We start from the raw sequence: 13,360 nt of genomic DNA, 5'->3' as shown, positions 1-13,360 counted from the left end.
TGGAATGTTTTCATTTGCCTAGCAACGGGGCGCGATCTTGGCAAGTTTCGCGGCGTCAGGTGCCGCGCAGCCGGCCGCGGCCCTCGGCCAGCCAGCCGGCCAGCGCCAGCCCAGCGATCAGCGCCAGCCACGTCCAGCCCGGCAGCAGCGGCCGATGCGTCATCCCGCTGACCGAGGCCGCGTCGCGCGGGGTGATGGCGATCCACGGCCCGCCCACGCCCTGGCCATGCGCCGGCCGTCCCTCGCGCACCGTGCGCAGGCCGGGCATGCCCTCGGAAAGCGGCAGCACCGCGCCCTGCGTCGCCTCGGCCAGCGGCCCCAGCACGGCGCCCGAGGCGACGGTTTCCTCGAATTCGCGCGGCGCGGCGGGGCCGAGCGCCAGGACGCGGCGGATCTCGCCATCCGCCAGCCGGTAGAGCCCCGGCCCCGGCGCCGTCCAGCGCGCGGTGAAGCGGCCCGGGCCGGCTTCGGTCAGCGCGAGCTCTTCGGTCTCGCCGTCGGGGCGGGTGATGCGGACCGGGCCGGCGGTCACGTTCATGGTGCGGCGGGTGATGGTCACCGTCAGCTCGCCGCTGACATCGGCCAACAGCGTCTCCTCCTCCAGTTCCGGCTCCTGCATCGACCAATGCGCGATGCGGCGCAGCAGCTCGAGCTGCGGCCCGCCGCCCTCGAAGCCGCGGCCCCAGAGCCAGACCTGGTCCGAGGTCAGCATCGCCACCCGCCCCTCGCCCACGCGGCTGAGCAGCAGCAGCGGCTCGTCCCGCGCACCGCTCAGCACCACCTGGGCGCGCGGATCGGGGATTACCTGCGACATGCGCAGCCAGCGGCCCCAATGGCTTTCCGAACCCTCCGCCGGGGCACCGGGCAGGTCGGAGGTGACGGGGTGGCGCTCGCCATCCTCGGTCAGGCTCGGCAAGAAGGGGTCGTCATAGACCCGGCCGGTGGGGCGGGCGGGCAGGATCGCGCCCAGGGGCGACAGGTTCAGGCTTTCCACCGAGGACATCTCGGGCCCGGCCGAGACCAGGATGGCGCCGCCTTCTTCGACATAGCGCCGGATATTGTCGTAATATTGCGGCAGCAGGATGCCGCGCACCCGGTAGCGGTCGAAGATGATCAGGTCGAAATCCCGGATCCGCTCCATGAACAGTTCCTGGGTCGGAAAGGCGATCAGCGACAGCTCATCGACGGGAACCGCATCCATCTTGTCCGGCGGCCGCAGGATGGTGAAGTGGATCAAGTCCACGTTCGCATCCGATTTCAACAGGTTGCGCCAGGTTCTTTCGCCTGCGTGCGGCGCACCCGAGACCAGCAGAACCCGCAGCCGGTCGCGCACGCCCTGGATCTGCACGGCGGCCGCGTTGTTGCGGTCGGTCAGTTCCGGCACCTCGGCCTCGGGCGCATCGAATTCGATCGAGACCACGTTCTGCCCGGCATGTTCCGGCACCACCGGCAGGTCCAGCGTCACGCCCGGCGGCAGGTCGAGGCGGCGCATCTCTTCGCCGTCCAGCAGGATGCGCAGCCGGGCGGGGGTCTGCGCCACCTGCTCGGGGACAGCGCCCTGATCCTCGACGCGCAGGCGGATGGTGACGGGCTTGCCGATCAGTCCATAGGCCGGGGCCTCCTCGATCACCAGCCGGCGGTCCCAGTCCTGCGCCTGCCCGGTCAGCAGCACATGCACCGGGGCGGGGGCCGAGGCCGGGACCATCGGCGCGTCATGGGCCAGCCCGTCGGTGACGGCGACCACGCCGGCCAGACGGGCCTGCGGCTCGGCAGCCAGCGCCCGGGTCAGCGCCGTGCCCATCAGCGTGCCGTCGGGGTCGTCGGCGACGGTCACGCGGCGAATCTCGGTATCGGGCAGGCCAGAGAGCTGGCGGGTCAGCTCCTCGACGGCCGCATCGGTCTGCTCGGCACGGCCCGGCAAGGACTGGCTGGCGCTGCGGTCGTCGAGCAGGATCACGATGTCGGACAGCTTGTTGCGGATGCCCGATTCCAGCGCCGGCCCGGCCAGCGCCGCCACCGCCGCCAGCCCGGCGATGCCGCGCCAGGCCCAGCCGCGCAGACCGCGCCACAGCGACCACAGCGCCACCAAGAGCGCCAGCGCCGCCAGCCCGCCGACCAGGGGCCAGGGCAGCAGCGGATCGAAGGCGAGCCCGCTCATTGCACGACCTCCTCTTGCCGCAGCCGCTCCAGCAGGGCGGGCACATGCACCTGGTCGGATTTGTAGTTGCCGGTCAGCACATACATGACCAGGTTGACGCCGAAGCGATAGGCCATCTCGCGCTGGCGCTCGCCCTCGAAGCCCGAGCCGATGCTGAACATGGGCAGGCCGTTCTCATCCAGCGCCCAGGCCTCGGCCCAGGCATTGCCGCCGATGATGACCGGCGAGACGCCGTCGTTGAGATTGCGGAAGGGCACGCCCTCGGCCGCCTGGGCATCGGCGGGCGGCGCCTCGGCCCAGACCTCGCGGCCCTGGTAGCGGCCGGGGAAATCCCGGAGCAGGTAGAAGCTGCGGGTGATGACGTGATCGGCGGGAATCGGCGCCAGCGGCGGGATGTCCAGCGGCGCCGCCAGCGCCTGGAGCGCCGCGCCGCCGTCCGGGCCGCCCAGGCCCGCGATGTCGCCGTCGCGGGTGTCGAAGAGGATCATCCCGCCGGAGCGCAGGAAATGGTTTAGCCGGACATAGGCCTGCGGCGAGGGTGGCGCCTGCGTCTCGGTCACCGGCCAATAGAGAAAGGTCAGCAGCGACAGGTCGTCCTGCTCGGGATCGATGCCGATAGGCTCGCCCGGCTCGACGGTGGTGCGGGCGGTCAGGACCTGCGACAAGCCGCGCAGCCCGGCCTCGGAGGCGGCATCGACCTCGGCATCGCCGGTGACGAGATAGGCCAGGGCGACCTCGTCGGCAGCGCGCACCAGCCGGGGGTCGGGCTCGTCCTGCGCCCAAAGCGCGGTGGCCCAGAACAGCGCGGCGAAGGTCAGAAGCCATCTCGTCATGCCATCGCCCTCTGCCTGCCGCGCGCCAGCCAGGCGCTGCCGAGCGCATCCAGCGCGAACAGCAGCGCCGCCAGCGCGATCAGCCAGCCACGCAGGTCGAGGCCCGGGGCCTGCGCCGCGCGTTCGATGGGGGCGCCGGGCCAGTCGGCCAGCGCCATCGGCCCGCCCGCATTCAGCGCCGCCATGCGCTCGCCGCCGCGGTAAAGTCCGGCGGGGGCACCCGGCGCCGGTCCGCGCGCGAAATCGGCGGCGGCGACCGGGGCGGTGTCCTGCGGCTCGGTCGTGCGGCCGAAGCCGTCCAGCACCAGTTCCGGCAGCCAGAAGGGCTGTTCGGCGCGATCCGCCTCGGGCGCCTGGGCGCTGACCCGGGCGCTGCGCACCAGCCGGTCCAGCATCTCGACGAACAGGCCCGAGATCGCCAGGCTCGACCATTCCGCATTGGCCGTGGTGTGGAACAGCACCAGCTGCCCCTGCCCCAAGGGCGCCCGCGTCACCAGCGGCGTGCCGTCGGAAAGCTGGGCGATGGTGCGCTCGCCCAGATCGGGCGCTGGCTCGGCCAGAAGCTGGGCGCGCACCGTCGCGTCGCCCGGCACCGAAAGCCCGGCAAAGGGTCCGTCGGCGGCGAAGGGCGCGACGCTGCGCGGCTCGCCCCAGGCCAGCGCCCCGCCGATGTCGCGCCCGCCGGCACGCAGGCGCACGGGCAAGAGCGGTTCCTCGCTCAGCCGTTCGGACGCGGCCATGCGCGGCCCGGCAAAGCGGATCAGCAGCCCGCCGCCCTCGACCCAGTCGCGCAGAGCCGCCGCCTCGGCCAGCCCGAACTGGTCGGCCAGCACGATCACGTCGGGCGAGGCTTGCAGCACATCGCCCAGGCCGCCTTCGATCAGGTCGGTGGTCGGCGACAGCGCCCGGCGCAGATAATGCAGCGGCGACAGCAGCCTCTGGCCCTCGCTGGCGCGGTCGTCGCCGACCAGCGCCACCTTGCGCCGGCGCAGGGAATCGTCGGCCAGCAGCACCGCCCCGGCCGAGGCATGGCCCTCGATCTCGAAGCGGGTGATGCGGTTGCGCAATTCCGAGGGCAGCGCGATGGGAATCAGCCGGCTGATCACGCCCGCCTCGTCGTCCGCGCCCTCGCCGGGTTGCAGCCGCGCCAGTTCGCGCGGCGTGCCCTGCGGGTCGAGGCCGATGGCCAGCACATCGGGGGCGGCGGCCCCGGTCGAGCGCAGCCGCAGCGCCGGCTGGTCGCCCGGCACCAGCTCCAGCGACTGGCGCGGTCCCTCGGGCGGCACCACGGTCACGCTGCCGCGCCCGGACAAGGCGGCCAGCCATTCCGCCCGGCCGGGATGGTCCAGCCCATCGCTGAGCCACAGCACCGACAGGCCGGAGGGCGCCCCGGCCAGCACCGGCTCGGGGTCGGGGGGATAGCGCGTCTCCCACGCCGCGGGGCGCAGGGCACGCAGCTGCGCGGCAAGCTCGGCCGCCGGCAGAAAGGGCAGCGCCCCCTCGTCCCGGCCGTCGCCGACCAGCAGCGCCGCCGGCCGGCCCTCGGCCCCCGCCTGGTCCAGCGCGCGCAGGGCGCGGGCCTGGCGCTGCGGCCAGTCGGGCGCGGCGGCCCAGCCGGCATCCATCACGATCAGCAGCGGCCCCTGCCCGACCTGATCCGGCGAGGGCTTCCAGACCGGCCCGGCAAAGCCCAGGATCAGCGCCGCGATCGCCAGCACCCGCAAGAGAAGCAGCCACCAGGGCGTGTGCCGCGCCACCGGATGCGGATCCTTGAGCCCCAGAAGCAGCCGCGTGCCCGGAAAACGCACCAGCTTGGGCGAAGGCGGCATGGCGCGCAGGATCAGCCACAGCACCGGCAGCGCCGCCAGCGCCGCGAGGATCCAGGGCGTCAGGAAACCGATGGGACCAATGAGCAGCATCAGCCCTCCAGCACCGTCCAGAGCCAGAGCAGCGCCTGCGAGGGCGGCGCCCCGGTGTCATGCATGCCGAAATGCCAGCCCGCCACGCGCGCAGCGCTGGCCAGCAACTCGCGCCGCTCGGCCAGCCGCGCCAGATAGGGCGAGCGCAACCCGCCCGCATCGCGCGTGTCGTGGCGCAATGCCCCCGAGGCCGAGCGGAACAGCACCGCGCCCCGCCAGGGAAAGCCATCCTCGTCCGGGTCCAGCACCTGCATCAGCGCGCCTTGCACGCCAAGGCTGGCGGCACGGCCAAGATAGTCCAGCACCGGCTGCGGATCGCCCAGGAAATCGTCGAACAGGATGACGCGCTGGCCGGGGCGCAAAGCCTCGGCCGGCGGTGCGTCCTCGTCGCGGTCCAGCGCCGGGCGGGCAACCAGCGCCTGGGCCATGCGCTCGGCCTGAAGACGGCCGGGGCGCGGCGGCTGGCCGGCCAAGGCGACGCGCTCGCCCCCGGCCAGCAGCGCCATGGCCAGCGCCAGCGCCAGCAGGTCGGCGCGGTCGCGCTTGCTGGGCCGGTTCGGGCCGCCGGTGTAATCCATGCCCGCCGCGGCCGAGACCCAGATCGCCGCCGATTGCGCCACCTGCGCCTCGCGGTCGCGGACGAATTGCGCGTCCGAGCGGGCCGAGCGGCGCCAGTCGATGCTGCGCGCCGTGTCGCCCGCCGTGGCGGGGCGGTATTGCCAGAAATCCTCGCCCATGCCGGCGCGGCGCTGGCCATGCGCGCCGGGCACCAGCGCCGCCGCCAGCCGCTCGGCCGACAGCATCAGCGCCGGCAATGCCGCCGAGGCGGCCTCGGCCCGGGCGCGAAGCTGATCGGCCGAGGGTCTCACGCCGCCGCCCGCATCCGGTCGTCGAGCAGGCGCGCGATCACGCCCTCGATGGTCTCGCCCCGGGCGCGGGCGGCAAAGCTCAGCGCCATGCGGTGGCGCAGCACCGGGGCGGCCATGGCCTCGACATCGTCGAGTGTCGGCGCAAAGCGGCCGTTCAGCGCCGCGCGGGCGCGGGTGACCAGCGTCAGCGCCTGCGCGGCGCGCGGCCCCGGCCCCCAGACCAGCGTGTCGGCCATCCAGCCCGGCGCCTCGGGCGCGCCGGGACGGGCCGCGCGCACCAGGTCGAGGATGGCGTTCAGCACCGTCTCGCCCACCGGCATGCGCCGGATCAGCGCCTGCGCCGCGACCAGCCCCGCCGCGTCGAAGACCGCATGGGCGCGGCCCTGCTCGACCCCGGTCGTCGCCAGCAGGATGGCGCGTTCGGTGTCGCGGTCGGGATAGTCCACGTCGATCTGCAACAGGAAACGGTCGAGCTGCGCCTCGGGCAGCGGATAGGTACCCTCCTGCTCGATCGGGTTCTGGGTCGCCAGCACGTGGAAGGGCCGGCCCAGCGGCCGATGCTCGCCGCCGATGGTGACCTCGCCCTCCTGCATGGCCTGGAGCAGCGCGGATTGCGTGCGGGGGCTGGCCCGGTTGATCTCGTCGGCCATCAAGAGCTGGGTAAAGACCGGCCCCTCGATGAAGCGGAAGGCGCGGGTGCCGTCGGACCGGATGTCCAGCACCTCGGAGCCCAGGATGTCGGCCGGCATCAGGTCGGGGGTGAACTGGATGCGCGCGGTATCAAGGCCCAGCACGGTGGCCAGCGTATCGACCAGCATGGTCTTGCCCAGGCCCGGCTGGCCGACCAGCAGCGCATGCCCCCCCGACAGGATCGCCGCCAGAACCTGCTCGACCACGGCATGCTGGCCGACGAAGCGGTGCTCGACGCTGGCGCGGGCCTGCGCGAGGCGGTCGGTCAGCGTCAGGACTTCGGAAACCAGTTTCTCATTCTCGGCCATGACAATGCCCCGTTTCTGTTCTAGGACAACATAAAGGCAGGGGTGACGGGGTCCACAGGGAATGGTGGAAAAGACTGACAATGCCGTGAGCGATGCGACCGGAATCGCCGCCGCGGCCAGCCGCGCCTCGAAAAAGGGGCCGCCGCCGGTGCATCTGTGGAACCCGCCCTTCTGCGGCGATCTGGACATGGAGATCCGCGCCGACGGCAGCTGGTTCTACAACGGCACGCCCATCGGCCGGCCCGAGATGGTGCGGCTGTTCGCCTCGATCCTGAAGCGCGAGGGGGAGGATTACTTCCTGGTCACCCCGGTCGAAAAGGTCGGCATCCGCGTGGTCGATGCGCCCTTCATCGCCGTCGATGCCGAAATCGGCCAGGACATCGCCTTCACCACCAATGTCGGCGACCGGGTGACGGCCGGCCCCGAGCATGCGATCGAGCTGCGCGGGACGGCCGAGGAACCCCGTCCCTATGTCCATATCCGCCGCGGTCTTTGGGCGCTGATCGACCGCAAGACATTCTACCGACTGGCCGATGCGGCTATGCCCGGCGAAAACGGGCGTATGGAAGTGCGATCGGGAGGGACGGCCTTTCCTCTGGAGCCCTGACCATGGCGCAATTCGCCGCCAACCTGACCTATCTGTTCACCGAACTGCCCATGCTGCAACGCTTCGCCGCGGCAAGGCGCGCGGGTTTCGACGGGGTCGAGATCCTGTTTCCCTATGACCTTGCGGTCAAGGAGCTGGTGCAGGCCGCGCAGGCTGCGAGGGTAGAGTTCGTGCTGATGAACACGCCGCCGCCGAACTGGGCCGGCGGCCCGCGCGGCTTTGCCGCCGAGCCGGGCAACGAATCGCGCTTTCGCAGCGACTTCGACCGCGCGCTGCGCTTTGCCCGGGCGCTGGGGGTTCGGCATCTGCATGTGATGGCCGGCAAGGCCAGCGGCGGGCTGGCGCGACGCACCTTTGTCGAGAACCTCCGCTGGGCCGGTCAGCGCGCGCCGCAGACCAGCCTGACCATCGAGCCGATGAACCACGCGGACATGCCGGGATATTTCCTCGACAGTTTCGACCTCGCGGCCGAGATCGTCGAGGAGGTCGACGCCCCGAACCTGGGGCTGCAATTCGACGTCTATCACGCGCAGATGATCCATGGCGATGCGCTGGCGGTCTGGCAGCGCCATGCCGGGCGGGTGCGGCATGTCCAGATCGCCGACTGGCCCAGCCGGCACGAGCCGCGGCAGGGCGACATCGACCTGGCCGGGCTGTTCCGCGCCATCGACATTGCCGGCTATCGCGGTTGGGTGGGCGCGGAATACACCCCCCGCAGCTCGACCGAGGCCGGGCTGCGCTGGCTGCGCCCCGCCTGACAGGGGCGGCGCGAACGGGCCTTCATGGCCCAAGCCCGGGCGACTCGCCGCCCTGCCCGGGAAGGGCCTGTTATCCGGCTGGCTCGGGCTGCCGCAGCGCCGATGCCGGACGGCCAGCCGCGCCGGCAAGCCGGACCAGATCGGCCCCGGGCGAAATCGGCCGGGCGGCTCCGTCGCCTGCGCGCCGGCTAAGGCCGGGCCGGCAAGGCGGCTCAGCCGGCTCTCGGCTAGCCGTCGCTGGGCAGGCGCTTGACCATCTGCTCGGCAATCGCCTCTTGCCCGCTGGCCCGCAGCCCCGCAATGGCGCCCAGATAGTTGCGGGTCTCGCGGTTCTGGCTCAGCTTCGACTTGGCCAGCGTCCGGCGCATCGCGATCCGAAAGGCGACGATGCCGCCCAGCATCTGCTCCATGTAATCGGCCGGCGCATCGGCCATGCGCCAAGCCCCGGCGCCGTTCAGCCGCCGCTCGTGGCTGCGGGTCAGCAGGCCGACCGCGGCACGCTTGGCCCGCTCGTCATGCTGAAAGCTGATGCTGCCATAGACATGCACCACCCGATAGTTCCAGGTCGGGACATGCCGGTGATGCTCGGGCTTGCTCGGGTAGAAATTGGGCGAGACATAGCCGTCCTCGCCGCGAAAGATCGCCAGCACCTCCTGCTCCTCGGCGATCAGCCGGTGCATGTCGTTGGCCAGCGCCACATGGCCGATCAGCGTGCCATCCGGGCCGGCCAGCAGCGGGACATGGTTGGCGATCAGCCCTTCGGAGGTCTGCGCCACGATGCAGGCCAGAGGCGCGGCCTCGATGAGCGCAGCGATCTCCCTGGGGTCGATCTCGTGGAAATGCGGGGGGATATACATGCGCGATTCCGATGCTGAGGCGGGCTGATTGTACCCACCGGGCGCCGTGATGACAACGCCATGCACCGTCCGCGACCGGGCCAGCGCCGCTAATAGGCCGCGCTGCCGGTGCCGGCGGGAAGCGCGCCATAGGGCAACCAGATGGTCTTGGTGCGGCAGGCCGCGCGCAGGAATTCGCGGCCCTGCGCCTGCGGACCGCTCCAGTCGCGCGACGCGGGGGTCCAGACCGGGATCAGGGTTTCGGCAGCGGCGCGCTGCACCTCGGCCAGCCCCTCGCCCTGCCCGGCATGCCAGATCGCCGAGACGCCGTCATGCGCGGCCAACGTGCGGCCCAGATCGTCGCGCGGGCCGGTGACGATGTTGACCACGCCGCCCGGCACGTCCGAACAGGCCAGGACCTGCGCCAGCGTCAGCGCCGCCATCGGCCGGTCCTGCGACGGGATCGCCACCACGGCATTGCCCATGGCGATGGCCGGCAGCACCAGCGCCATGAAGCCTGCCAGAGGCGCGGCCGTGGGCGCGACCAGCCCCATGACGCCATGCGGTTCGGGTTGGACATGGCACAGGTGGCCGGGCTTGGCCGAGACCGTCGCGCCGTCGTATTTGTCGGCGAAACCGGCATAGAAGAAGCAGCGGCGGATGGCGGCATCGACCTCGGACGGACTGGCGAAGCCGGCGAATTCCGCGCGGCGCTGCGCCAGGTTCTCGGCCAGGAAATACAGCACCTGCGCCCTGCCATGGCCGCCCAGGCCCTGCCATTTCGCGAGCGCCGATTGCGCGGCCTCGACCGCGTTGCGGATGTCCTTGCGATTGCCCAGCGGCACCAGCTCGTCCTGCGCGAGGTAGCTGGCGCCGCCATCCGGGCGCTTCTGCGCGCCGCCGATATAGAGCTTGACCGTGCGGTCGATCCCCGAGCCCTCGGCCGGGACGATTTCGGACGGCACCGGATCGCGCTGCGGGGCGAGCGGAGCGGCGAGATAGTCCAGCATCCCCTCGCGCCCGCCCTCGCGGCCATAGCCCGAATCGCGCATGCCGCCAAAGGGTGCGGCCGCGTCAAACAGGTTCGCGCAGTTCACCCAGACCACGCCGGCCTTGATCCGCGCGGCAAGATCCGTCGCCACCGTGGCGCTTTCCGACCACACCGAGGCCGCAAGGCCATAGCGGGTATTGTTCGCCAGGTCCGCCGCCTCGTCCGGGGTGCGGAAGGTCGAAAGCGTGGCGATGGGACCGAAGATTTCCTCGATCATGCCGGGATTGGCGGGCGCGATATTCTTCAGGTAACCCGGCGCGATGAAGCAGCCCGGCGCCGCCGCGCCGCCGACCAGTTCCGCCCCGGCGGCGGTGGCCCGGTCGATCAGCCGCAGGATGCGGTCCTTTTGCACGGGATCGACGATGGCGCCGACATCGGTTGACTTGTCGAGCGGCGCGCCGAGCCGCAGCTTCTCCATCCGCGCCCGCAGCAGCGCCTCGAACCGCGCGGCGACCGATTCGGCGACCAGGATGCGCGAGCCGGCGCAGCAGACCTCGCCCTGGTTGAACCAGATCGAATCAACCACGCCCTCGACCGCGGCGTCCAGGTCGGCATCTTCCATGACCACGAAGGGCGACTTGCCGCCCAGTTCCAGCGTCAACCGCTTGCCCGAGCCGGCGACGGCGCGGGCGATGCCGCGCCCGACCTCGGTGGAACCCGTGAAGGCGATCTTGTCCACCGGGGCCCCGACCAACGCCGCACCGGTCTCGCCGTCGCCGGTGACGATGTTGACCACCCCGGCGGGCAGGCCGACATGGGCGCAGATCTCGGCAAAGGCCAGTGCGGTCAGCGGCGTGTATTCGGCAGGCTTCAGCACCACGGTATTGCCGGCGGCCAGCGCCGGCGCCACCTTCCAGGCCAGCATCAGCAGCGGAAAGTTCCAGGGGATGACCTGGCCGCAGACGCCCAGGGGGCCGTGGCCGGGAAACTCGGTCTCGGCCAGTTCGGCCCAGCCGGCATGGTGGTAGAAATGCCGCACCACCAGCGGCACGTCGATGTCGCGGCTTTCGCGGATCGGCTTGCCGTTGTCCAGACTCTCCAGCACCGCCAGGAACCGCTCGCGCTTCTGGATGGTCCGGGCGATGGCGTAGAGAAAGCGCGCCCGGTCGTGGCCGGGCATGGCGCCCCAGCCGCGCTGCGCCCGGCGCGCGGCGCGCACCGCCTTCATCACGTCGCGGGGGGTGCCCTGCGTGACCTGCGCCAGTTCCTCGCCGGTCGAGGGATCGCGGCTGGCGAAGGTCTCGCCCGGCCGGGTAAAGCGCCCGGCGATGAAATGGCCGAAGCGGCCGCGTTCGCGCAGCCAGTCGCGGACGGCAGAGGCATCCTCGGGCGCGGGGCCGTATTCCATGCTTTCCATGATCTCGCTTACCTTCGGCATGTTCACCCCGCGGCCAGACGATGGGCGGCAGCGTAGCGCCCGGTGACGTGATGGGAAATCTGCCGCTCGATATCGGCCAGCAGCGAACTGGCGCCGATGCGGAACAGATCCGGCCGCAGCCAGTCGCGGCCCAGCTCCTCGGCCATCAGCACCTGCCAGTTCAGCGCGTCCTTGGCCGTCCGCAACCCGCCGGCCGGCTTGAAGCCCACGGCAAAGCCGGTCTGGTGGCGATAGTCGCGGATCGCGCGCAGCATGACCAGCGACACCGGCAAGGTGGCGTTCACCGGCTCCTTCCCGGTCGAGGTCTTGATGAAATCGGCGCCGGCCTGCATGGCGACATGGCTGGCCTTGGCGACATTGGACAGGGTCTTCAGCTCGCCCGTCGCCAGGATCGCCTTCATCCGCGCCGAACCGCAGGCCTCGCGCATCTCGCAGATCTCGTCGTAAAGCGCCGCCCATTCGCCGCGCAGCACCAGCGCGCGCGAGATCACGATGTCGATCTCGTCCGCGCCCTGGTCCAGCGCATAGCGGATCTCGGCCAGCCGCAGGTCCAGCGGCATCAGCCCGGCGGGAAAGCCGGTCGCGACCGAGGCGACGGGGATCGCCGTTCCCCGCAGCGCCCGCTTCGCCGCCGCCACCATGGTCGGATAGACGCAGACCGCGCCGGTGGTCAGGTGATCGACCCCCAGCGCGGCAAGCTGGCCGGCATCGACCGGCTGGCGCGCCTTGGCGCAAAGCCGCGCCACCCGGTCCGGCGTGTCGTCGCCCGACAGCGTGGTCAGGTCGATGCAGCGCACCGCGTTCAGCAGCCAGGCCGCCTGCCATTCCTTTTTCAGGCTGCGGCGTGCGGCCAGGCTGGCGGCGCGGCGCTCGGCTGCCGGGGTGTTGACCTGGATGTTCTCGAACCAGTCGAGGCGGAAGTCGGTGCCGGGGTTCTTGCGCTCCATCGCTCAGCGCCCCCGCAGCCCGTCCCACCAGCGCCGCATGCGCCCGCGCGCCCGGTCGCGGGCCGCGTCCGCCCGGGCGTCCAGCCGGTCCCATGCCTCGTCGGCGGAACGCACGGCGGGGTCGATGGTGCGCTCGCGGAACTGGTTCCACATCCGCCAGATCAGGAACAAGAGCGCCCCCAGGATCAGCAGGATGATCTGCGCCGCCCAGTTGAACGGCCGCACCTCCGGCCCCGCCACCGGCTTGATCGAGATGGCGTTGGGATAGACCGAGAGCCAGGCGATGCGCCAGCCGTATGAGGTCACGCTGACCCATTGCGGGCTGGCCGCGGTCGAGCGCAGATCGGTCGCCTGCGCATGCAGGTTCGAGCTGTCGTATTTGAAATAGGGCGGCCAGATCCAGCCGGTATCCTCGTTGCGATAGACATAGGGCTTGCCGTTCGGACGCACCGTGTCGATGAAACGCACGTCGCGCTGGCCCTGGGCGTTCTGCACCGTGCCGGTATCGGGCGAGGCATAGAAGAAGGCATTCGCGCCGATATCCGTCAGCCGGTTATAGGTGTTGGTGATGCGGACCGTCTGCTTCGAGGGCAGCGTGTAGTCCAGGAACAGAAAGACCACGATCCCGAAGATCACCCCAAGGACGGTCAGGAACCAGCGCATCGGCGCCCCCTCAATTGTAGTTCACGATCACGATGATCACGATGATCGCGACCACCGGCAGCACCAGCACCAGCCCGACGAGCCGCGCCCGCAGGGTCCTGCTGAAACCCACCATCGAACGCCGCACGAACTCGGCGCGTTCCAGGGACGGGCCCGCGCGCTCGGGATGGCGGCGATCCCATTCCTTTTCAAGCTCTTCCCGGCGCAGGCTGCGGATATAGACCCAGATCAGCGCGTAAAAGATCAGCTCGACGATCAGGACCATGCCGATCAGGCGAAGAAAGGCGATCATCGGGCCGACCCTGGTTGCGAAAAGCCTGCCCCATGGAAGGCCCCCGCGCCG

At 71.2% G+C, this 13,360-nt stretch carries 12 protein-coding genes; 2 read left to right on the top strand and 10 right to left on the bottom strand.

Going from position 1 to position 13,360, the window contains the following annotated elements; genetic code table 11:
• Positions 1-55: 55 nt before the first annotated feature.
• From AQY21_RS10870 to AQY21_RS10855, 5 genes are read right to left on the bottom strand one after another with little or no spacing between them, the layout of a single operon-like run.
• Entirely contained in the window at positions 56-2,158 is a 2,103-nt protein-coding gene (locus AQY21_RS10870) for a hypothetical protein (protein ID WP_058097681.1), read from the bottom strand.
• The gene (locus AQY21_RS30180) at positions 2,155-2,991 is read right to left on the bottom strand and encodes a DUF4159 domain-containing protein (protein WP_369807756.1); all 837 of its coding nucleotides are present in this window, start codon (positions 2,989-2,991) and stop codon (positions 2,155-2,157) included. The genes AQY21_RS10870 and AQY21_RS30180 overlap by 4 nt, the downstream gene beginning before the upstream one ends.
• Positions 2,988-4,910 carry a BatA domain-containing protein gene (locus tag AQY21_RS10865; protein WP_152988196.1) on the bottom strand — a complete coding sequence of 641 codons (1,923 nt, stop codon included), beginning with the start codon at positions 4,908-4,910 and terminating at the stop codon, positions 2,988-2,990. Before AQY21_RS10865 ends, AQY21_RS30180 begins: the two co-directional genes overlap by 4 nt.
• The gene (locus AQY21_RS10860) at positions 4,910-5,779 is read right to left on the bottom strand and encodes a DUF58 domain-containing protein (protein ID WP_058097680.1); all 870 of its coding nucleotides are present in this window, start codon (positions 5,777-5,779) and stop codon (positions 4,910-4,912) included. The genes AQY21_RS10865 and AQY21_RS10860 overlap by 1 nt, the downstream gene beginning before the upstream one ends.
• Complete coding sequence (locus AQY21_RS10855) at positions 5,776-6,777, bottom strand: MoxR family ATPase (protein ID WP_058097679.1); 1,002 nt, start codon at positions 6,775-6,777, stop codon at positions 5,776-5,778. Before AQY21_RS10855 ends, AQY21_RS10860 begins: the two co-directional genes overlap by 4 nt.
• A 61-nt stretch (positions 6,778-6,838) precedes the next feature.
• Between AQY21_RS10855 and AQY21_RS10850 the strand changes: the two genes are divergently transcribed.
• Together AQY21_RS10850 and AQY21_RS10845 are read left to right on the top strand one after the other, a co-directional pair.
• Positions 6,839-7,384, top strand: coding sequence for a DUF1285 domain-containing protein (locus tag AQY21_RS10850; protein ID WP_058097678.1), 546 nt, complete (start codon positions 6,839-6,841; stop codon positions 7,382-7,384).
• A gap of 2 nt (positions 7,385-7,386) precedes the next feature.
• Entirely contained in the window at positions 7,387-8,142 is a 756-nt protein-coding gene (locus tag AQY21_RS10845) for a hydroxypyruvate isomerase family protein (RefSeq protein ID WP_058097677.1), read from the top strand.
• Between the two features lie 227 nt (positions 8,143-8,369).
• Here AQY21_RS10845 and AQY21_RS10840 read toward each other — a convergent pair whose 3' ends face one another.
• From AQY21_RS10840 to AQY21_RS10820, 5 genes are all read right to left on the bottom strand, one after another.
• A complete protein-coding gene (locus AQY21_RS10840; protein WP_058097676.1) occupies positions 8,370-8,999 on the bottom strand; it encodes an FMN-binding negative transcriptional regulator in 630 nt (209 codons plus the stop codon).
• An 89-nt stretch (positions 9,000-9,088) separates the two neighbouring features.
• Complete coding sequence (locus AQY21_RS10835; protein WP_058097675.1) at positions 9,089-11,407, bottom strand: aldehyde dehydrogenase family protein; 2,319 nt, start codon at positions 11,405-11,407, stop codon at positions 9,089-9,091.
• Positions 11,408-11,409: 2 nt separating this feature from the next.
• Positions 11,410-12,354 carry a deoxyribose-phosphate aldolase gene (deoC, locus tag AQY21_RS10830; protein WP_058097674.1) on the bottom strand — a complete coding sequence of 315 codons (945 nt, stop codon included), beginning with the start codon at positions 12,352-12,354 and terminating at the stop codon, positions 11,410-11,412.
• A gap of 3 nt (positions 12,355-12,357) precedes the next feature.
• Positions 12,358-13,017, bottom strand: coding sequence for a DUF1523 family protein (locus AQY21_RS10825; RefSeq protein ID WP_058097673.1), 660 nt, complete (start codon positions 13,015-13,017; stop codon positions 12,358-12,360).
• 10 nt (positions 13,018-13,027) lie between these two features.
• Complete coding sequence (locus AQY21_RS10820; protein ID WP_058097672.1) at positions 13,028-13,309, bottom strand: hypothetical protein; 282 nt, start codon at positions 13,307-13,309, stop codon at positions 13,028-13,030.
• Positions 13,310-13,360 lie beyond the last annotated feature (51 nt).

Source organism: Paracoccus sp. MKU1, from assembly GCF_001447385.1.
In the GTDB taxonomy this organism is placed as follows: Bacteria; Pseudomonadota; Alphaproteobacteria; order Rhodobacterales; family Rhodobacteraceae; genus Paracoccus.
Note: the sequence above shows the minus strand (reverse complement) of the source record. Positions and strands in the feature narration are given on the sequence as shown.